At 35.9% G+C, this 20032-nt stretch carries 21 protein-coding genes; 6 read left to right on the forward strand and 15 right to left on the reverse strand.

Translation table 11 applies throughout. The annotated features are described in order from the left end of the window. Window positions 1-89 precede the first annotated feature (89 nt). From AC4D4A_RS09195 to AC4D4A_RS09215, 5 genes are all read right to left on the reverse strand, one after another. On the reverse strand, window positions 90-620 hold the full coding sequence (locus AC4D4A_RS09195) for a cysteine hydrolase family protein (RefSeq protein ID WP_490995614.1): 531 nt from the start codon (window positions 618-620) through the stop codon (window positions 90-92). 122 nt (window positions 621-742) lie between these two features. Then, window positions 743-1012: a hypothetical protein gene (locus AC4D4A_RS09200; protein WP_490995615.1), complete on the reverse strand. Its 270-nt coding sequence runs from the start codon at window positions 1010-1012 to the stop codon at window positions 743-745. Between the two features lie 218 nt (window positions 1013-1230). Continuing rightward, on the reverse strand, window positions 1231-2673 hold the full coding sequence (hpaB, locus tag AC4D4A_RS09205) for a 4-hydroxyphenylacetate 3-monooxygenase, oxygenase component (protein ID WP_490995616.1): 1443 nt from the start codon (window positions 2671-2673) through the stop codon (window positions 1231-1233). Between the two features lie 112 nt (window positions 2674-2785). Then, on the reverse strand, window positions 2786-3571 hold the full coding sequence (locus AC4D4A_RS09210; protein ID WP_490995617.1) for a glucose 1-dehydrogenase: 786 nt from the start codon (window positions 3569-3571) through the stop codon (window positions 2786-2788). 23 nt (window positions 3572-3594) lie between these two features. Next, entirely contained in the window at window positions 3595-4446 is an 852-nt protein-coding gene (locus tag AC4D4A_RS09215) for a GRP family sugar transporter (RefSeq protein WP_490995618.1), read from the reverse strand. Window positions 4447-4693: 247 nt separating this feature from the next. On the opposite strand from AC4D4A_RS09215, the gene AC4D4A_RS09220 reads away from it, so the two are divergent. Beyond that, the gene (locus tag AC4D4A_RS09220; RefSeq protein ID WP_490995619.1) at window positions 4694-5953 is read left to right on the forward strand and encodes an esterase/lipase family protein; all 1260 of its coding nucleotides are present in this window, start codon (window positions 4694-4696) and stop codon (window positions 5951-5953) included. A gap of 239 nt (window positions 5954-6192) precedes the next feature. Continuing rightward, the gene (locus AC4D4A_RS09225) at window positions 6193-7470 is read left to right on the forward strand and encodes an MDR family MFS transporter (protein ID WP_490995620.1); all 1278 of its coding nucleotides are present in this window, start codon (window positions 6193-6195) and stop codon (window positions 7468-7470) included. A gap of 147 nt (window positions 7471-7617) precedes the next feature. Here AC4D4A_RS09225 and AC4D4A_RS09230 read toward each other — a convergent pair whose 3' ends face one another. The 7 genes from AC4D4A_RS09230 to AC4D4A_RS09260 form a co-directional block, all read right to left on the reverse strand. Next, complete coding sequence (locus AC4D4A_RS09230; RefSeq protein ID WP_490995621.1) at window positions 7618-7830, reverse strand: DUF3006 domain-containing protein; 213 nt, start codon at window positions 7828-7830, stop codon at window positions 7618-7620. Window positions 7831-8115: 285 nt separating this feature from the next. Further along, window positions 8116-8817 carry a TVP38/TMEM64 family protein gene (locus AC4D4A_RS09235; protein ID WP_490995622.1) on the reverse strand — a complete coding sequence of 234 codons (702 nt, stop codon included), beginning with the start codon at window positions 8815-8817 and terminating at the stop codon, window positions 8116-8118. Between the two features lie 190 nt (window positions 8818-9007). Further along, on the reverse strand, window positions 9008-9823 hold the full coding sequence (locus tag AC4D4A_RS09240; protein WP_490995623.1) for a GNAT family N-acetyltransferase: 816 nt from the start codon (window positions 9821-9823) through the stop codon (window positions 9008-9010). Window positions 9824-9896: 73 nt separating this feature from the next. Further along, window positions 9897-10757, reverse strand: a complete 861-nt coding sequence (locus AC4D4A_RS09245) for a DUF421 domain-containing protein (RefSeq protein ID WP_490995685.1) — start codon at window positions 10755-10757, stop codon at window positions 9897-9899. 32 nt (window positions 10758-10789) lie between these two features. Continuing rightward, window positions 10790-10987 carry a DUF1657 domain-containing protein gene (locus tag AC4D4A_RS09250; RefSeq protein ID WP_490995624.1) on the reverse strand — a complete coding sequence of 66 codons (198 nt, stop codon included), beginning with the start codon at window positions 10985-10987 and terminating at the stop codon, window positions 10790-10792. A gap of 295 nt (window positions 10988-11282) precedes the next feature. Next, window positions 11283-11981 (reverse strand): Crp/Fnr family transcriptional regulator, encoded by a 699-nt coding sequence (locus tag AC4D4A_RS09255; protein WP_490995625.1) that lies wholly within the window; start codon window positions 11979-11981, stop codon window positions 11283-11285. Window positions 11982-12159: 178 nt separating this feature from the next. Continuing rightward, window positions 12160-12948 carry an HAD family hydrolase gene (locus AC4D4A_RS09260; protein ID WP_490995626.1) on the reverse strand — a complete coding sequence of 263 codons (789 nt, stop codon included), beginning with the start codon at window positions 12946-12948 and terminating at the stop codon, window positions 12160-12162. Window positions 12949-13218: 270 nt separating this feature from the next. Here AC4D4A_RS09260 and AC4D4A_RS09265 point away from each other — a divergent pair, with 270 nt between their 5' ends. From AC4D4A_RS09265 to AC4D4A_RS09275, 3 genes are all read left to right on the forward strand, one after another. Further along, complete coding sequence (locus tag AC4D4A_RS09265) at window positions 13219-14403, forward strand: NupC/NupG family nucleoside CNT transporter (protein ID WP_066102060.1); 1185 nt, start codon at window positions 13219-13221, stop codon at window positions 14401-14403. Between the two features lie 182 nt (window positions 14404-14585). After that, window positions 14586-14714: a YpzI family protein gene (locus AC4D4A_RS09270; protein WP_490995627.1), complete on the forward strand. Its 129-nt coding sequence runs from the start codon at window positions 14586-14588 to the stop codon at window positions 14712-14714. Between the two features lie 66 nt (window positions 14715-14780). Next, complete coding sequence (locus AC4D4A_RS09275) at window positions 14781-15191, forward strand: putative ABC transporter permease (RefSeq protein WP_490995628.1); 411 nt, start codon at window positions 14781-14783, stop codon at window positions 15189-15191. Window positions 15192-15219: 28 nt separating this feature from the next. Here AC4D4A_RS09275 and AC4D4A_RS09280 read toward each other — a convergent pair whose 3' ends face one another. Next, window positions 15220-16443 carry a BRCT domain-containing protein gene (locus AC4D4A_RS09280; RefSeq protein ID WP_490995629.1) on the reverse strand — a complete coding sequence of 408 codons (1224 nt, stop codon included), beginning with the start codon at window positions 16441-16443 and terminating at the stop codon, window positions 15220-15222. A 258-nt stretch (window positions 16444-16701) separates the two neighbouring features. On the opposite strand from AC4D4A_RS09280, the gene AC4D4A_RS09285 reads away from it, so the two are divergent. After that, window positions 16702-17640 (forward strand): alpha/beta hydrolase, encoded by a 939-nt coding sequence (locus AC4D4A_RS09285; RefSeq protein ID WP_490995630.1) that lies wholly within the window; start codon window positions 16702-16704, stop codon window positions 17638-17640. Window positions 17641-17689: 49 nt separating this feature from the next. Here the strand turns inward: AC4D4A_RS09285 and AC4D4A_RS09290 are convergent, their stop codons facing one another. Together AC4D4A_RS09290 and AC4D4A_RS09295 are read right to left on the reverse strand one after the other, a co-directional pair. Further along, entirely contained in the window at window positions 17690-18301 is a 612-nt protein-coding gene (locus tag AC4D4A_RS09290) for a DedA family protein (RefSeq protein WP_490995631.1), read from the reverse strand. Between the two features lie 1001 nt (window positions 18302-19302). Next, a complete protein-coding gene (locus AC4D4A_RS09295) occupies window positions 19303-19791 on the reverse strand; it encodes a GNAT family N-acetyltransferase (protein ID WP_490995632.1) in 489 nt (162 codons plus the stop codon). Window positions 19792-20032 lie beyond the last annotated feature (241 nt).

Consider the following 20032-nt stretch of genomic DNA (forward strand, 5'->3'; position numbering starts at 1 on the left):
TTAAAATTGTACCCATTATAATCGGCGTGCTCCAAAAAAACCCTTTTTTTCAAACCAACCCTTTAGAAAAAAAAGCGACTGCTATTATTTCACAATCGCTCTAGAAATGTAATGTCTCGACTCGAGTAAACATCCGCAAACCAACGTAATACACGGTTATGATGGTTTATAATTTGTTGGGCAGTAATGTCTTCTGAATTCCAAGTGCTGTGTGTATCTGAAGCTAAAGTGACTTTATATCCCATACTAAAGGCTCTTCTGCAAGTTGTATCAACACACACTTCTGTTTGAATTCCGGCAAGTATTAAATGTTCAATCCCCTGCTTTTTCAGTTCATCATCTAAAGTAGAATTAAAAAATGAATCAGGGGTAGTTTTTTGAATAATAATATCTTGATTATTCGGAATAATTTCAGAATGAATCTCCCAGTCCTTTGTTCCATATTTTAAAGAGTGTCCAGCAGATGCATTATGCTGTATATAGAAAATCGGTGTCTTAGAAGATCGTGCCCGACCAATCAATCCTTTTAAGTTTTTTAACAGGACATCTCCTTTATACACAACGTTACCTTCTTGAAACATTCCATTTTGAACGTCTATAACCAATAGTGCTTTTTTCATTATTCTCCCCCTTATGTTTCTTTGAATAGATTCTACTTGTGTTTTCCATTTCCTTCATCCGTTAATCTTCACCGGTTCTATAAAGAATAAAGAATGCAAATTTACAAACTCGACCTTAAGCCCTATTTCATATCAATATTTTCCAGCTGTTTCTTGAGCTCCCATTGCTTTGGTTTCTCTTTCTCCCAAAACCATTTAGCCCCCTTTTCTATCCACTCTTCTCGATAACTTTCAAATGTATATCCTAAATCTTCATCGTCGTACCCTGGTTGAAATCCACAACAAGCACAAATAAGGCTTACATCAGGAATACCTTTTTCAAATAATGGTCCCGGTAAATGATCATAACCACATACCGAGCAAACAAAAAAATTCTTCTTTCCCAGAAACATTAAGTCACCTTCTAAAAATATATTTTACTATTATTATCGAGATTCGTTCATCCGCTAATCTCCCTTAATAGATAAAGCTATCCCATTTGGTGAAGTGGCATTCTTTATTTAATGTTATCACGAAATGGATATTTACTCCTTTTTATATAGGAACAACAATCTATGCGAAAACACCCAAAATAAAGACAGCTATCATTATCCGATAACTGTCCTCCCTCTTAGTATTCATCTAAAAATTGATCAATTAATTTAACATAGTTTTCTTTTGGGTAACTCATATAGAGCCCTGAAGCCAATCTGACTGCGTCGCCAAAAAAGAATCGTTCATACAGGGATTGTCGCGTTCCGAAAGCACTCATGGATATATCCCATGCCAACCGAAAAATCTTCACTTTTTCTTCTGCTCCAACGATGGCTCCCTGCATATACAAATCAAGATCCGCACCGATTTCTGATGAAAAATCAGCTTCTGTTGGAATGGCCATAAGCCCACTCGCTCCGATTAATTGAAGAATTTCCGTACATCTTGGATACAAACGAGCAAACAAAAAAATGGATGCCTGTAACGGATTTGCATCCGGTACCATTGTTCCCCACTTATCCGCCTTGGCATTTACTTCAGATGCAAGCAACAACGCCTTTAATGATTCCAATCCGACATATATTTCACTTATTTTTTCATGTATATGCTGATACTCCCCCACCTGTATGGAATCAATTAGCTTTTGGGCAATTCCCAATACCATCTCCAGCTTGATGATTCTTCTGCATGTAACTTGATGGGCAGCCAGTAAATGGAAGCTGCTTTCCTGATAAATTTTTTGAGCTATAAGAGGATTCTCATAAAAGAGCACTCTATCCCAGGGAACCAATACCTGATCAAACACGACAATAGAATCCACTTCATCAAAACGGGAACCAAGCGGATGATCAAATGCCGAATCGCGGTAGCTAAACGATTCTCTGCATATAAATTTCAATCCAGGCGTGTTGCTTGGAATGGAAAAGCCATAAGCCAAATCTTTATTATGCCCAGCGGCATTGGCAGGGAACACTAGTATTTCATCCGTAATTCCTCCCTGTGTGGCTAAAAGCCTGGCTCCATTTATAACAATCCCATCATCCTTTATTTCTGTCGTCTGTGCTGATATTGTCTGGGTGAAATTTTCAACATAATAGGATGAGCGATTAACCTGTGGATTAATAAATGTATGGGTGAAAGATAAATCTTGCTCGCGGGCATTCTCAAATATCGTCAGCATGTTTTTAGTGAAGCGTTCATCCTGCTCAGAAAAAATGGCCGCGGCAGACGCAAAGGACATCATCACAGTATTCATGTAGTCTGGTGATCTGCCCAAAAACCCTCCGCTCGATTTAGCCCATACTTGTGTCATCAGTCTTCTTTTTTCTAAATCCTCTTTTGTTTTTGGTTCCAAAAAAGAGGTCCCAACCAGATTGCCAGTAACAGGTGAACGAAATGTCATGATATCTCGGTTGGATTCCTTTAATTGCAAATCATATAAGGCAGCCTGACTTTTCATGACTCCTTTAAAAGCTTGATGTTCAGAAATTTTACCATTTACTTTTTGTCCATCGATCCATATCGTTGAATGAAGATTATCTATTCTCTCGATGTATTCCAAACCAGATCTTATCGGCATAAAACTCCACCCTTATATTTCAGATACAATAGACTATGTACATACCATCCTAATAATGTATGTACGATTGTCTGTTAATTATCCAAAGGGCATGATCTTTTTTACCGAATGTTTATCCTCTGCCTGCCTGGAAACCTGGATATTGTGTCATTCCACCATCTACAAATAAGCTTAATCCTGTCACATAGCTTGATTCCTTCGAAGCAAGCCAAACTGCACACGCCGCAACCTCTTCAGGCTTACCGATATATCCCATCGGAATAAGATCAAGAACTTGCTTCTTCGCTTCAGGATCATTGAATTTTTCTTCATTGATAGGTGTATTGATTGCGCCCGGACATATATTATTTACGCGAATTCCTTTCGGAGCATACTCCAAGGCAAGCGTTTCACTCATTAGTTTAACCCCACCTTTACTTGCCGCATAGTGGACAAAATGGGGCCATGGAATTTGCTCATGTACAGATGACATATTAATGACGGAACCTTTTATCTTATGTTCAACCATATACTTAATGGCTTCTCTGCTTCCTAAAAAACATCCTGTTAAATTCGTGGAAATAACCTTATTCCAATCTTCAAGGCTTAATTCGTGTGAAGGCACTTCATTTTCAACTCCAGCATTATTAACCATGACATCAAGTGTACCAAATGTCTCAACTGCCTCATTTATTAACCTTTTAACGTCCTCTTCTTTCGAAATATCCGCCTGAACAGTGATGGCGTCCCCACCACAGGCTTTAATGATTCGAACAATCTCATCTAGATCTTTTTCAGTTGAACGATAATTAATAACTACTTTTGCTTTCTCTTCCCCAAACCTGAGGGCCATGGCCTTTCCAAGCCCTTTACTTGCTCCTGTTATTATTACAACTTTACCTGCTAAATCTTTATACATCATATGTTTCTCCTCTCGACTATTTATTTTTTGGTATATCCCAATATAACGCCTCCGGCAATAACAAGGAGACAGCCTGCGATGACCATTATTAATCTTTTCTTATCCTTTTTCTCACCCAATAAGAAAATCCCGCCAAGCGTGGAAATCACAATACCTGTTTGAGAAAGAGAATAACTTGTGGCTACTCCGATTTTTGGAACTGACAGAAGAAGTGCAATATTACCCGTTGCCCAGACAAGCCCGGAAAGCATATTTCTCACTGTATATTTATTAAACGCATGCTTCCAAAAGCCTATTACAAGACCAACAATTAGCATCCCGGAAGCTTGTGGAAGAATAGCTGACCAGCCATCAATTTCATACCATCTGATGATGACCACATAGCCTATATACCCCAATGATGATAATGTCAGAGTGATCAAACCTTTTTTTAACTGACTTCCTTCTTCATCACTGTCATTACCGACTGAATTAAGAATCACGCCTGCAATTAAACAGCAAAGGGCCAGTATCCCCATCATAATTTGCGCTTTCGTGCTCCATTCATTAAAGACAATCAATCCAAATAAAGAAGTTCCGATTAATTGCATGCCCGTTGAAATGGGAACGGTTTTCGATACACCTATATATTTAACGCTGATAAATTGCCCTGTTTGGCCAATTGCCCAGAATCCACCTGAAATCATTCCTACAATCCAAACTGTAGGGTTAAATACAGGTTCAGAAAAAAACAGCATAATAACAGCAAAGAGAAATGCACCCAATGTGATTCCTAATGTTTGGCTATAAGCATTTCCTCCAAGTTTCACACTAATTAATACCAAGCTGCCCCAGCATACCGCAGCTAATAATGCTAGTAATATTCCCGACATATAAATCCCACTTTCTACCCTTATAGTATCTTTTTACTTTTATATGGCTGTAAAATACCCTTATTTAGCTGTCTGGAAACGTTAGGCTGAATTTCCTATTTATATTTAAATCACAATTTATTACTTGCTTAATATGTAAGCGCTACCATATAGTAATAAATGACAGAATTATCAAAATACTCCTTTGTAAGAACTCGAAACCCGTCACTTTGTCATGGGCTATTTTTTATTTTAAGGAGGAATTGGTTTGAAATCGAAAGTAACAAATCTTATTTTGGTCACAGGATTAATCATTAGCCTTTTTGCTTTTTTACCACAGAGTAAGGCGAGTGCCGTAGAAAATCAAGGCAATGATTATCCTATCGTGTTGGTCCATGGTTTAGGTGGATGGGGAGAAGGCGAATTTTTAGGGTACAATTATTGGGGCGGATTAAAGAATGTTCCCGAGTACTTAAAAAGCATGGGTCATCAAACCTTTGTAGCAAGTGTCAGTCCAGTAGCCAGCAATTATGATCGTTCTGTGGAACTCTATTATTATATTAAAGGCGGCACAGTAGATTACGGAACGTCCCATGCCAAACAACATGGACATTCACGTTATGGACGTACCTACGAAGGGGTCTACCCTGAGTGGGATGCCAATCATCCGGTCCACCTTGTCGGCCACAGTATGGGAGGATTAACGACACGAGGTTTGGTCGATCTTCTAGAAGACGGAAGTGCAGAGGAACGTGACTATCATCAGGCCCACCCGAATGAAAGTATGTCCTCTCTTTTTGAAGGCAATAAATCATGGGTGCACAGTGTGAGCAGTATTGCCACTCCTCATAACGGTACAACATACGCGGATGATGAAAATAGAATCATCTCTTTTATTAAGGATCTAATCATCAATGTCGCCAGTGTTACAGGAATCAGCCAAGAAAACTTAGTATATGATTTTAAATTGGACCATTGGGGAATACGCAGAGAACCCGGGGAATCTTTCAAATCGTATCTCTCCAAAGTCATTAACAGTAAGATTTGGGAGAGTACTGATATAAGTGCATATGATTTAAGTACACCAGGCGCTGCTGTACTTAATCAAAAGGTAGAGACAAAATCAGATGTTTATTATTTCTCCTACACCGGTCAAACCTCCAAAAAGAGTATTTTGACAGGTCAGCATATACCATCTGCTTACACACATCTATTTCTCCATCAACCTACCAGTTTCTTAGGGAAATTTAGTAGGACCAACCCACAAGAAGGACCTATTATCGATAAAAGCTGGTGGCCAAACGATGGGTTAGTCAGCACTGTTTCATCTTTCTCTCCATTTGGACAACCAGTAAAAGCTTATAATGGGGTAGCAGAAAAAGGGAAATGGAACTATTTCCCTATCAAGAGTAATTGGGATCATATTGATTTTATCGGCATTCTCAGCCTAAGCAGTAAAACGACAGCCTTTGATGTTTATCCTGTTTATAAAGAAATAGCTGAAAATGTACACTCATTGGATGAATAACCTCACATTTCTAGAAACAAAGAAGTAAGAAGTGTATTATGCCAAGTTCACTATTCGTGAATTTGGCTTTTTTATGCTCCATCGAAAGTCGTAGATACTATCCGTAAAATTACGGATGTAATCTTCCCTTTTTAAAATTAAAATAATAAATAGAAACAATATTCCATATTTTCTTAATTTATATTGAAATATTATCAGAATGTTATAAAATTACATAATGGGAAAAGGGAGGGTCAACCATGGGATTTAAACAGTTTCACCGTACAATTAAAATACGGATTATAGAGTCATTTTTAAGTTCCGCTATTGGAGGTATGATATTTCCATTCATGGCGATTTATTTATCTTCACATTTCGGGGTAAAAATGGCAGGACTTTTATTACTGATTAATGTGTTTATCGGCATAGCCATCAATTTCTTTGGAGGATATTTTTCAGACAGCTTTGGTAGAAAAAAATTAATCGTATTTGCTGAATCGCTTCGTTTTTTAGCATTTGTTACCATGATGATTTGCAATTCACCATGGTTTACAGAACCGCTGATAACATTCTTTATGATGACAGTTAACAGTATATGCTGGGGCTTAGCAGGGCCTGCAAATCAGGCAATGCTGATTGATGTCAGCCGTCCTGAAGAACGAAAATCGATGTATACCATTATGTATTGGGCAAATAATCTATCCATCGCTTTTGGCGGTGCCATTGGCGGATTTATGTTTAGAGAATACTTCTTTGAATTACTCCTCGCTCTTTCCATTACTTCATTGATTGCATGGACCTTAATTACATTTTTTATTGAAGAAAGCTACATACCTAATAAAACTGAGAAAAAAACACCACCCCAACATGTCAAACAATTATTTTCAAATTATCATTCTGTTTTTAAAGATAAACTCTTTGTCTTATACGTATTAGCAGGAATCTTTGTACTATCAATGGAATTCCAATTAACAAGCTATATGAGTATTAGGCTGTCGGAAGATCTATCCATTCAGAATCTATTAGGTATCGAATTTGGCGGGATTGAGATGGTCGGGTTCTTACGTACAGAAAATACGATTCTGGTTGTCATTTTAGCCTTGTTTGCGACAAAGCTTGTTTCTAATATGAACGACCGAAATGTATTAATCACCAGCTGTATTGTCTTTGTAGCCGGCTATGCTGTGATTTCTTATTCCAATAATATCTGGTTCTTATTTGGAGCAATGTTTATCGCAACTGTTGCTGAAGTATTACGTGTGCCTGTCCAGCAAAATTATATGGCTAATTTGCCCCCAGAACATGCAAGGAGCTCTTATTTAGCAGTAAACGGATTAACCTATAATGTAGCCAATCTAATTTGTTCTCTAACCATTACATTGAGTGCCTATCTATCCAATTTAGCTACATCTATTTTTATTACTGGCATCGGTGTAGTCGGGGTTGTTATTTTTATCAAAATCACTCCTGCTCTCGATAGAAGAATTCATCCAGAAACTGAGGCCAAGGTCAAGGCTCCAATAAGCATAACAGATTGAAGGATTGATTGAAGCATCCTGTTTTTAGTAAAGATAAATGCTCCTGTTTAGGGGAGCCTCTTTGCCAGAGTATATGTGTAGCTGTACACTGAAAAAAGCTCAAAGCATGTTGCTTTGAGCTTTTTTGTTTTAAGTAATTGGTAGTATTTATTCAAATAAGTCTTCCATTAGAGCTTGTACACGCTTTCTCCTTTTTTCAGTCTGCGTTAAATCAAGCTCATAGTTGCCATCCTTTTCAATCAGGACATCTCCTTCCCTTACATCAACAGGCAATTTGGTCAACTCAATATCCACCATACTTTTATCAGATTTCTCACAGACTGCCAAATTACCTTCTATTCGATCAACAATTAATCTCATCGTTTGTTCCTCCATTATTAATATAAAAAAGCGAAGACTAGCAAGTATTTGAGGGAAAGATTGGCTATTATGTCCGTATGCAGTTGGATTCGTGTCGACTTTGGATGGATTCTTCCTGTTTCCCGCCTTTTCCTCCCCTCTTTGGCTCTATTCCACTTTTCTTCGCTCCGCTTCCTAATTTGTCTTTTTAAAATACAAAAAAGAGAGACCGTATATCGTTGCCGCACCCCAAAGGTTAGAGTAAAAACCAACATGTAGGGGTCAATACTATCATCTTCCCTCCGTTTAACATTTATTACGCATAAATTTAGTATAATCATGTTTCCTTTTATTTCTTATCCTTGTGAATATGTAGGATGCACACGTGAGTAAAATGATTATTGCCACTATCATGTATTCATTGATTCCACTAGAATATAAACCGGCTGGAATAAGGGCCAAGATAAAAAAATAAATAAAGTTCCCAACGGCCGTACCTACTATAAATTTTTGCAATGTAATTGTACTTAATCCTGCAATAATATTAATGAGGCTGGTTGGTATAAAAGGAGTAACTCTAGCAACGAATATATATGAAATACCTTTATCTTCAATTCTTTGTAATTGTTCAGGAGAAATTTTCGACGAAAAACGATCAGTAAACAGATACCTAATGAAGATAAATATGATCATTGCCGCCAGAACACTGGTAATCCAGCTCCAGATAAAGCCTTTGAAAAATCCAAATACTGTAATGTTGATTGTAATTACGAGAATCAAGGGAATAATTGTAAAGGTATTCTGAATAATCATGATACACAGCATGAAAAAGTAGACATATAAAATAGAATCCAATAACGCTGTTTTTATATATTCGTGATCACCATTTATAATGGCCTCATAAAGTGTACTTTCCTGTATTTGAACAAAAAAGAATATAGCAAATAAGAGTAACAGAGCAATAAAGATTTTTCTACCATTCAAATGATTATAAATGTTTTTCTTCATCTCTCACCATCTTCTCTTTTGCCTTTTTCTTTCCAGTTTTCATTGGAAAGACAGCATATTACCCTATACCCTAAAATATAAACTTATAGACTAATTTAATCATACAATCCTTCCATATTCTTCAAAATTATCACAAAAACATTTCCCGGGTAATAAAAAAGAAGGCTCAAATGAGTACCTTCCTAATAGCTTATGATTGATGAGTCCACACTGATTTTGTATAGGCTATTTTCAACCCTGCTCTTTCCATATTATTTTGACTGATACTACCGAAACTCGCCTGACCAACTATTAACTTACAATTATTTCGTTTTGCCTCTATGATCCGTCGTTGTATTAAAGCTCCCTGTACCCCTTTATTTCTATACTGTGGAATAGTTCCTGCTGCAGCTAAGTATGCCCCTCTCTCTCCCATGAATAGTACACCAATGCCTGCTGGTTCATCCTTATAATTGGCTAAATAAAATTTCCATCCAGGCATACCATACAGTACTTCATTATTTTGGGCGATATTTTCTTTTAAAAACATCGGCATATCGAAGGCCTTTATATACAGCTCTGCAAATAAATCAAATTCGTTTGATTTAAACTCACGTATTGTAACAGATGAATTTTCATCTTCATCCATTAATATTTTTTGTGGGTCAGCATACAGATTAGCTAAAAAGTCAGTGTGAAAATAACCCAGGTTTGCAAGGGCCACATAGAGAGTCGAGGTTGCATGTGCAGGAGTCAATTCAAATCTCGCTGGGATACCTTTATCATTGTATAATTGGATCATTTCATTCAGTAAAGGAATATCTTGATCCATCATTCCTTTTATTTTGTTAAATGCTGGACCTGGGATATTTTGAGCAACAAAAGCTATTGCGTGACCGAACTTCCTTATTTCTATACCCATAGGATTATTTGTGATCTTTTCTATTCTTAATAATCTCGAATAGATTGCATTAGTGTCAACTTCTTCAATCCATTTTGCTAGTTCTTTAGTTACTACTTGCATCATAACTCCCCCCTCCTTTACATAAATTGTAAAATATATAAAAAATAAAACAAGGGACTTCCGTTTGGGATGTCCCTTAATCCTTTAATATATAGGCGACCTTTTTGATTGCTTCCTGCATTTTTTTACTATTTTTTAGATAAATCTGTTTTGCTTCATTGTCATCGGATGAAAGTGCTAATAATTCTAAATCTGCCTGGCATTTTTTCATCGTGGCATATAATAGGGGTCTTTCCTGAGGAGATGGAACCTGAATCTTATCGTCGAACAAATCGACTGTTAGTTCACCATATGTATTTACTTGTCCGATGAATACATTATCCAATGTCACATTCATTTTAGCTAATTCATTGTTCAGCCATACTTGACTTTTGCCAATTCGTATAAGTGGTTCAGGTAGGATTACTCCATCCATTATAACCGTTTGTGGCTCTCTTTCTTTTGGAACCTTCATGTTCAAGTCTTTTGCTGTTAATGGTCTGTTTTCTTTTTTCAAAAGTACATTCAATACTCCATTTGCCTCTAAAACAGCATAATCTACTTCTGAAATATCAAAAACACCTTTCTTACGTAACATTTCTAGTAATTCATCAGTAGTTACCTTCTCTTTCTTTAAATTACCTTCCAAAACTTTACCATCCTGCATTAAAACCGTACCATTGCCATCTACAAAATCACGTAACTTCTTGCTTTTTAGAGTGATTCGGCTTGATGCATAAGGAATAGCTGCTGTTGCAACAATCGCGATGATTCCTAGATGGATTTTTTGGTCCAGGCCTGTCACAACTTCAGCTCCAATATTCCCTATCGTTATTCCTGTGACATACTCAAACATGGATAACTGGGCTATTTGCTTTTTCCCGAGTATTTTGGTAATGAAGAATAAAATTAGTAAAAAAAGAACGGATCTTACTATGACATCTAACCATTCTGGCATTTCCAATACACATCCTCCGAATGATAAAGAGTTTAGCTTGTTAATATTTCGACTCTTTTTTTAATATCTGTAACAATCTCTCCAACAAGCAACATTGCCTGATGCAAATCCGCAGCAGTCTCTTTTTGTTCTGTATTTAACGCTAAAATTGATAGACTAGCTTCAATTCCTTCAAGATTTGCCAAGCATATCCTTACTGTTGCTTTAACAGTCATCTTTTCTACCTCCACTACATAAGGTAACTCCTCATTTATTTTAGTATGTGCTCTAATATTTCTTCTATACTGTCCTTAATGCAGATGGGCTGGCTTTATTAACCACTCCAATATCTATTAGTTCTTTGGGACTGCTTCCCGTATTATATCCATCTGTATTTAGCCCAAAAGCTTCGAGTATTGTCCGCGTATTTTAAGGCTGGCAAACACCTCTTTTTTGCTGGTTAGTTTATTAGCGAAATATAATAATGTATACTTTTCAAAAATAAAAAAAGAGTATATTTCGTTAGAATATACTCTTTACTTGCCGTTATTCATAAATATTATTTTTTGCTATTTCCTTTAGCCTATTGAGATCCTTAACAAAAAGTTTTCCGTTCGACCTACTGATTATATTCTCATTGCAAAGGGTTTTTATGACACGGTTTAAATGTCGATAGCTTGTTCCTACCATGTCCGCAATATCCTTTAAGCTTGAGCCTACAGCTTCTTCATGATAAACCGGACGCTCACCATCTGTAGTTGTTGATAATAAGAAACTAGCTAATCTCACTTCTACAGGATACAAAAGATTTAATGTTGCTGCATCAGTTTTAGCGCGAAATCTACGTGTAACCACATCTAGTAAAAATGACAGAAACCTTGCATCATTACCTACTGTATGTCTAATGGTTTGAAACGGTATTTTAAGCACCAGACAATCGGTACTAGCTTCAATCGTGTGAAGCACAAGCGTACCTTGTATATATTCAATATCACCAATGATCCCTAATGATTTTTGGAAGCGCAATATTAAACGTTTATCATCAGGCGTAATGGTGTATATTTTAACTTTTCCTTCAACGAGAAAATACATATCATTGATTTCATCGCCTTTAGAACAAATCAACTGTCCTTTTTTTATTTGCACAACATCAATCTCATTTAAATCAATGCCAGAAAAAATCTCGCACATATCATATTTTTTTAGATACTTTAAAATGAACTTCTCTCTTTCAGCTTTTTGCATCAGATGTTTCACCTTCAATTATTTAACCTTCGTTTGTCAGTAATCTTCCCTATTCCATCACGAAATACGAGTAGAAGTATAGCTTTTAAATTTGCGATGGTAAATATATAATCATTTCCAACCAAAATAAGAGTGACTTTTTCTACCAAAGTCACTCTACTTTAAATCTATCAAATTGTTATGCAATCAGTATATGCTCTTTAATCGTTTCGGTCACGCCTGATTGATTATTTGTTTTTGTTTCAAATCTGGCTGTATCCTTTATTTGATCATGGGCATTTCCCATCGCAAAGCTGTAATAAGCACTTTGCATCATTTCAAGATCATTTAAATAATCACCGAATACCATTGTTTCATTGGGGTCTATATTTAAAAGCTCTTGTACTCGCTTTATGGCAATACCTTTATTGGCACCCGCATTCATAATATCCATCCAAAAATATCCACCCATTGTTACTTGATAATTATTTTTATATGAAGTAAAGAAGGTTGCACTGTTTTGCTCAGCCCCTTTGAAATCAAGAAGGCTTACCTTTAAAATTTCATCTTCTACAAGCATCAAATCTTCCACCAACTCACATCGGGCATAATATTTATTTATTTCTGCCAAAGCCTCTGGTTCCGACCTTTCAATATAGGCTGCTTTTTTTCCACAAAGGACGATATGCACTCCCTCGATGGTTCTTGCTATATTCACAAATTTTTTTGCCTCTTCAATGTTTAGTGTATGAGAAAATAACTCTTTCCCTTTATATACAACATACGTTCCATTCTCAGCAATAAACAACATTTGTTCTTTTATATCATGAAACCTCTCTACGAGATTATAATATTGACGTCCACTGGCTGCTCCAAAAATAATCCCTTTCTTTTTTAATTTATCAAAAACTTCATAAAAGTCCTCAGGGAATTGATTATGATCATCTAAAAATGTGCCGTCCATATCTGTTGCTATTAGTTTAATCATGTACTGCCCTCTCTCCTCGATGCTATTTATAATTTATTATAATTGACTTCTACCTGTTTTACATGATTCAAGGCATTCTCCATTCTTATAAAAATAAATAAACGGCCTCATTTTCAGAAAATTTTTATATTTATTTTGAAGCTTTTTTAGGACATATGTCCTTGTAAGCCAATATGTTATATAAGTATAATTCTTCAAGGCTGATGGTTAATTTTATTGCCATTGAGCAAAATGATTGTAAATAAATAAAAAGATTGAGAGGTTTTTTTAATGAGCATTATTCTCGGTATTCTCGGAATCGCATTGCTAATAGGAATTTCCTATTTATTTTCCAATGATAAAAAGAATATCAATTTTAAAGCTGTTGCCATCATGATTGGCTTCCAGTTAGTTCTAACTTTCTTATTACTAGGTACAACTGTCGGTTTAAAGGTAGTTGATGCAGTAGCTGGAGCGTTCAATAAGTTATTAAGTTACTCCCAGGAAGGTATCGAATTCGTAATTGGTGGATGGATTCCTGAAGGAGGTTCTCCATTCTTTGTAAATGTCTTAATGCCTGTTATTTTTACATCTGCATTATTATCTGTTCTTACACATTACAAAATTCTTCCTTATATTATCAAATATATTGGCGGACTTATTTCAAAAATCACTGGTTTACCTCAGGTAGAAAGTTTCAATGCAGTTAACTCTATCTTTTTCGGTCAATCAGAAGCAATTCTTGCAATTAAAAGTCAAATTGGCAAGTTAAATTCAAACAGACTATTTATTGTTTCAACATCAGCAATGGCAAGCGTATCTGCAGCGTTGATTGCATCCTATATGACCATGCTGCCTGCGAAATTTGTATTAATCGCTATTTTCCTTAATATGTTCAGTGCATTAATCATTACTTCCATCATGACACCAGTTAAAGCAACGAAGGAAGATACTGAAATCGATATTAACGATATGGTTCAAACAAAAAATGTATTTGAAGCCATTGGTGCCGGAGCATTAGACGGTGGAAAAGTAGTGGTAATTGTTGCTGTAATGCTAGTTGCATATTTAGCAATCCTAGGACTTTTAAATGGTATTGTTGGCGGAATTGTTGGAGTTGATTTAACTACAATTGTAGGATATCTCTTATCTCCAATCGCTTTCATTATGGGTATTCCAGCAAGCGAAATGATCACAGCTGGATCTGTAATGGGTACAAAATTGTTAGCAAACGAATTTGCGGCGATTTTACAATTCCAACCTTTAATGGCTGACATGTCTGAAAAAGCAGTTGCCGTTATTTCTACATTCTTAATTTCATTTGCAAACTTCTCTTCTATTGGTATCATTAGCGGATCTATCCAAGCGATCAATGGTGCAAAAGCAAAAGAAGTAAGCGCATTTGGTTTCAAACTATTCATCGTAGCTACAATGGCATCTATCTTGTCTGCTACAATTGTAGGATTATTTATTTAATAGTTACCTCGGATAGGATTCTTGGAGATAACCCAAGAATCCTATCTTTTTTTATTAAAATTAGCGATCCCTATTCCTACGATTTCTCCTAACTTGTACTTGTATATTTTCCCTTTAAAAATAGTAATGAAAAACCAAAGAAAGGTTACCCTAAGCTTAATCCACAAAAAGGAGTGAGTAATATGGGTAAAGACAGACAAGAAAAGAAGCTGAGAAACAGCAAGCGCGTTGAATCCGACCGTGATCAAGCACTACATAATAATGGTTCAACTCGTTTGGACACACCTGATGAAGCACGAAAAGACCAATAAATGAATTATTACTTTGGTTAAAGACAGTATTTTATCCTATTGACCTTAATGCCAGGAGGTGTCCCAATGTTTTATAATCTGATGAAAACCTTACATCTCGGGATTATTGGCGGTGCTCTTTATCTATTTGTAGAGTTACTATGGCGAGGACATACACATTGGACGATGGGGGTGCTCGGGGGCATTTGTTTCACTTTGTTCGGCTTGCTTACTCTAATTAAAATCCCCCTATATATGAAAGCTTTGGCAGGTACTCTTTTAGTGACCTTCCTAGAACTATGCGCCGGTCTTATTTTAAATATATGGCTCAAGCTTTCTATATGGGATTACAGTGCCCTTCCTTATAATCTCTATGGACAAATTTGTGTGCCATATGCTCTATTATGGTTGCCTTTATCAATAGCTGGAATCAGTCTGTATCCCCGTTTACACTCTTGGTTATTCCAGAAAAATCACTCAAACCTTCGCATAAATTAATAAAGGACCAATGAAATTCATTGGTCCCTCATCTAATCATCAATCGGAATTGTTCTTCCGTTATGATAGGCACATTAAGAGATTTTGCCTTTCTATATTTGACTGTCCCTACCCCTTTTGACCCCATTAATAAGTAATCTGTTTGGTTCGTAACCGCTCCCGCCAGTACTCCACCCGCTTGTTCAATTAATTTCCTGAAATCATACCTTCTTATTGAAAGTGTTCCAGTAATAACAACGGTCTTACCTTTTATTCCATGCTTTTGAGGCACTTGATGGAATACCGGTTTATGAATACAAACGCTATTTGTACAATATAGTTGCTCACCATCATTCTTTACTTTATTCCCACAATCAGGGCAATATTCAGGTAGTACAAAGCAAGTTTCTGTACCTGTCCGTTTTTCTATTTCCACACCAATAATAGTTTGTACATCCGACATTAAAACCTGGTCGCCAATTCGAATATCCATTAACTTGATTAAAGAGAATCCAGGCATCTGAAGAGAATAATAACGTTCTCCTGCTAAATCAATCGCTTTTATTCTGACAACAGGCTCAATCCTTCCAGATGAACTTACCTCAGGACAAATATCATCAACTGTTAAAATTGCTTCATCAGGTGAAAAAGGTAATATGAACCCTTCGTTGCAGTCATGTGAATCAGCAGAAAGTATTTGCAGACCTGATACGGAATAGCCTATCCCTTGACGGTGATATTCCATAAAAGTCTCGTAAAATAAATGAATTCCTTCAATACTATTTTCTATTTGCTCATAATAGACCACGTGAAATCCTTGATTCTTTAGAAACTCTAGCTGTTCAATCTCGTTATAACCACTGTCATTATCCAAGCCGAATAGATCAATAATATTTGAAACAATGACCCTTAGCTTTCTTTGCTCATAATCCATCTGCTGCTGGAGTATTTTTTTCGTTAAATCTTTATGATGTAAATACAAGCCATTTCGATTCAACTTTTCAAAATCCGAGAAAGTGTGAATGACATATGCCCTCACCTTTAATAATCCCTTAAACAAAATCTTGTCAGGGACATCCACACTGTTTCGAACCACTTGAGTTACATCCACTTCAAAATGGTTTTGATCAACCATGATTATCTTATTAAGAAGTCCGTTTTGATAGGTCATTTCTACTGTTAAACCATTGATGAGTAATTTGATAAGTAAAGGATTGCCAGCTTGCTTTAAGTATTCTTTAAGTCGTTGTTGGTATTTATCTGTATGAGTCATTGTCAGTTCCTTTATAAAATCCTATTAGACTTGTAAATTGTGTATCTATATTTTAACAGGTTGTTTGGCCATTTTATTTAAGGAAATTTTAACATCTATTAACTGCAATGATGTGAAAATTTCTCTTAAGATAAGTCTTCCAAGTATTCAATTGCACACTGGTACAGTCCTTACTGCTTTATAGATATACCTTATACCAAAAATTCATTTTTAGATGTATGATAGTTGTTATGACAATTTAGAAGAAGGATGTGGACTATGAAAAAGTGGATTGCAATTATCACCATACTCATACTAGCCATTCTGACTGCAGCCAGCTTCTACTTTTATAAAGTAGCCGTTAATCGTTCTGATAAGGATTTTCTAGATGATAATCCAGATTTAGATGTCTCAACCGACAACTCTCTACTGGAACAGGCACTTTCATGGATGAGCAAATCAAACTTTGAGACTGTATCAATTACTTCTATGGATGGTCTGAAATTAAGTGGCTATTATTTGGAAGCTAATGAACCAACCAATAAAACCGTTATTATTGCGCATGGATACGCAGGCAAGGCTAAGAATATGGCTGCATACGCAAAATATTATCATGAAACCTTAAATTATAATGTACTTATGCCGGATGCGCGTGGACATGGTGCTAGCGAAGGGGATTATATTGGTTTTGGTTGGCCAGAGCGCAAGGATTATCTTCAATGGATTGATTATATGATCGATCGTAAAGGAGAAGATTCAAACATCGCCCTGCACGGTGTTTCGATGGGAGCATCTACTGTCTTAATGACAAGCGGCGAAGAGCTGCCAAATCAAGTAAAAGCCATTATTGCCGATTGCGGATATACTTCTGCTAAAGATGTTCTATCCTATCAATTGAAAAGAATGTACCATCTTCCAAGTTTCCCAATTATCCAAACTACTAGTTTGTTAACAAAAATCCGGGCAGGGTACTCTTTTGGAGAAGCTTCAGCCATTGAACAGGTGAAGAAAACAAACCTGCCTATTCTCTATTTTCATGGTGGGTCAGATACTTTTGTTCCAGTAGAAATGGTACATGAGCTTTATGAGGCTACTTCTTCTGAAAAAGATATCTATTTAGTACCGAAAGCAGAGCATGGCAATGCCTATGATATAAATCCAGCTTTATATGAAGAAAAGGTTAGCTCGTTTTTAACAAACTATATGCCAAACAAATAATAAAAGCCCTTGTCCTCCATTTCATCTGGAGAATAAGGGCTTTTCAAGTTTACTTCCGTTCTTTTCTTTTTCGAATATACCAAACAATACACAGGATAAATAGTACAAAGAGTATGACATAGATTACATTTGAGAAAGTGTCCATATAGTTTACAATCTCATGCCAATTTTCTCCCACACTTGCTCCCAGATTGACCAGGATGGTATTCCAGACAACTGTCCCTATTGTTGTAAACAAAATGAACAATGGAAAATTCATATTGGACATCCCTGCAGGTATAGAAATCAGGCTCCGAATTAAGGGAATTAGACGGCAAAATAAGACTGTCCAAATACCATACCTATCAAACCAGGCATCAGCCTTATAAATGTCCTCTTTTGTAAGACGAAGGACCTTCCCATATCGATCAATGATTTTTTCTAAACGACTGACATCAAGCAATCGGCCAATGAAATATAAGATGATTGCACCAGAAACCGAACCTATTGTAGATACCATTATGACACCAACTACCGTCAACTGAGTTTTATGTGTTAAAGCTCCTCCAAACGTTAAAATCACTTCAGACGGAATAGGAGGAAATACATTTTCTAAGGCAATCAGGAAAAACACACCCCAATAACCAAATTGATTCATCAAGTCCATTATCCAAGACTCCAATTGGACCATCCTTTCTATGTATCAGTTATATGTTATGACCAATCAGAAATACCTTTAAAGCACTATCATAATATTCCTTCTTTGGACAATCATAGTAATCTTCATTATACAATATCAACATAAAGCAAGGAGAAAGTAAAATAAATACCCTTAGCCTCTCCTATGATATAGGCTAGGAAGAAAAACATATAGATGTATATTTCCAAATTACTGCTGGTGTCTTTCCTTCTAGTACACCAACTCAGCAGATATCAACCGATAAAATTTATGCAACCTATGAACAAATCTCGATGCGTATAGACTTACTTTCTTTCCTGACTTGTCGATCTCATCTATGGAAGATTAAAGAGTAGCGATCTTGCTGCTAAGGGGACATGATAATTATGTTTTTAATTCTATTATTTATTGGTGTCCTTCTTTTTCTATGACTGTTTATGTATAGATTGTTGTATGTAATATATAACGAAATATCTTTAAATTGGTTTCAAAAATCTATTGAAGTAATGTTTTTAATCATATATTATATTAAAATAATGATTACCAAGTTATACACGGAGGACTAAATTATGCTTAAAAATCCAATCCTATGGACAAGCATCACTGCCATATTTACTGTTCTAGTTTATATCGATACTTTTTTTCTTGGCGTATTTTTATTCACTATTCCTATGGCAGTGGTAGTTGCTATTATTTCAACAATTATATCTGTACTACAAAAAAAATATAAATACATATTCTATAACTTAGTTTTAGCTATAATTGCATGTTTGTGTTATCTCATATTTCCGTGGTAGTAATTACTTTTCAAAAGGATGCCTATTTGGGTGTCCTTTTTTAGTTGGCTAGTTTCCATAAAAATGTCTTATTAATACGTTCACTCATTACTTAATATTCCTATATTCCATTACCATTTCTTCAACATTTGATACTTAAACTTTTTTTAAAATCTAAATATCTTTTATTACCAATCTTCTTTACTGCATCCTCTTGATTGCACCTTTTTAAATACTCTTTTCATATTTATTAAATTCTTCGGTGGATCCCACTAATTTGAATTGACAGTCCTGATAAAACTGGTTAAGTTTGGGGTTGCATGAGACACAATCAAGTCTTAAATACAAATATTGGCCTGAAAACTCCGCTTCAATCCACCGAATTATTTCACTTCCCATTCTCTGACCTCTATATTGATTATTTACAGCAAGGCGATGTAAATATAAGGAACTATCCTCTTGATTCCCCCATAAATCTAGATCCCATTCACTTTGAACAGATGATAAAGTAAACGTTCCTATCAAATTATGATCATACTTGACTACATAAGTCTCATTGTTAAGAATAGCACGCTCTATATCCAGATCCTCCCCTCCAGACAACAAATAAGACCATTGGTCAATTTCTTCTGATTTAAGCCAGGAGGCAACCCCTTTTAATAATTGGATAATCTCCATGGTTTCTGATTCTTTGGCTAATCGAATTTGAAGTTCCATCTATCGCTTACTCCTTTGCGAATTTAATAAATCTGGTTACAAGTTAATAGACAGGGTACAGCTTTTATTCAGGGACAAACTCCCTGTGAATCACTTTTGAAAACACTTCTATTTTAATCCTTATATAATTAGTGAGTTTATATCTTAATCTTACGATTGAATAGAAACGTGGATTACTACCTATGTCTTTTTATAATACCTCAAAAATACTTGTCCGATATTATTGGACGGACTTCCTTCA

Source organism: Pradoshia sp. Z5_111, from assembly GCF_058267535.1.

Excerpts from the sequence above, each read along its gene's own strand:
- AC4D4A_RS09225 (WP_490995620.1), top strand. The coding sequence starts at position 6,193 with ATGGGATTTAAACAGTTTCACCGTACAATTAAAATACGGATTATAGAG.
- AC4D4A_RS09275 (WP_490995628.1), top strand. The coding sequence starts at position 14,781 with ATGTTTTATAATCTGATGAAAACCTTACATCTCGGGATTATTGGCGGT.
- AC4D4A_RS09245 (WP_490995685.1), bottom strand. The coding sequence starts at position 10,757 with ATGCCAGAATGGTTAGATGTCATAGTAAGATCCGTTCTTTTTTTACTA.
- AC4D4A_RS09235 (WP_490995622.1), bottom strand. The coding sequence starts at position 8,817 with ATGAAGAAAAACATTTATAATCATTTGAATGGTAGAAAAATCTTTATT.
- AC4D4A_RS09270 (WP_490995627.1), top strand. The coding sequence starts at position 14,586 with ATGGGTAAAGACAGACAAGAAAAGAAGCTGAGAAACAGCAAGCGCGTT.
- AC4D4A_RS09285 (WP_490995630.1), top strand. The coding sequence starts at position 16,702 with ATGAAAAAGTGGATTGCAATTATCACCATACTCATACTAGCCATTCTG.
- hpaB (WP_490995616.1), bottom strand. The coding sequence starts at position 2,673 with ATGCCGATAAGATCTGGTTTGGAATACATCGAGAGAATAGATAATCTT.
- AC4D4A_RS09230 (WP_490995621.1), bottom strand. The coding sequence starts at position 7,830 with ATGAGATTAATTGTTGATCGAATAGAAGGTAATTTGGCAGTCTGTGAG.
- AC4D4A_RS09195 (WP_490995614.1), bottom strand. The coding sequence starts at position 620 with ATGAAAAAAGCACTATTGGTTATAGACGTTCAAAATGGAATGTTTCAA.
- AC4D4A_RS09200 (WP_490995615.1), bottom strand. The coding sequence starts at position 1,012 with ATGTTTCTGGGAAAGAAGAATTTTTTTGTTTGCTCGGTATGTGGTTAT.
- AC4D4A_RS09265 (WP_066102060.1), top strand. The coding sequence starts at position 13,219 with ATGAGCATTATTCTCGGTATTCTCGGAATCGCATTGCTAATAGGAATT.
- AC4D4A_RS09260 (WP_490995626.1), bottom strand. The coding sequence starts at position 12,948 with ATGATTAAACTAATAGCAACAGATATGGACGGCACATTTTTAGATGAT.
- AC4D4A_RS09255 (WP_490995625.1), bottom strand. The coding sequence starts at position 11,981 with ATGCAAAAAGCTGAAAGAGAGAAGTTCATTTTAAAGTATCTAAAAAAA.
- AC4D4A_RS09215 (WP_490995618.1), bottom strand. The coding sequence starts at position 4,446 with ATGTCGGGAATATTACTAGCATTATTAGCTGCGGTATGCTGGGGCAGC.
- AC4D4A_RS09210 (WP_490995617.1), bottom strand. The coding sequence starts at position 3,571 with ATGTATAAAGATTTAGCAGGTAAAGTTGTAATAATAACAGGAGCAAGT.
- AC4D4A_RS09280 (WP_490995629.1), bottom strand. The coding sequence starts at position 16,443 with ATGACTCATACAGATAAATACCAACAACGACTTAAAGAATACTTAAAG.
- AC4D4A_RS09240 (WP_490995623.1), bottom strand. The coding sequence starts at position 9,823 with ATGATGCAAGTAGTAACTAAAGAACTAGCAAAATGGATTGAAGAAGTT.
- AC4D4A_RS09295 (WP_490995632.1), bottom strand. The coding sequence starts at position 19,791 with ATGGAACTTCAAATTCGATTAGCCAAAGAATCAGAAACCATGGAGATT.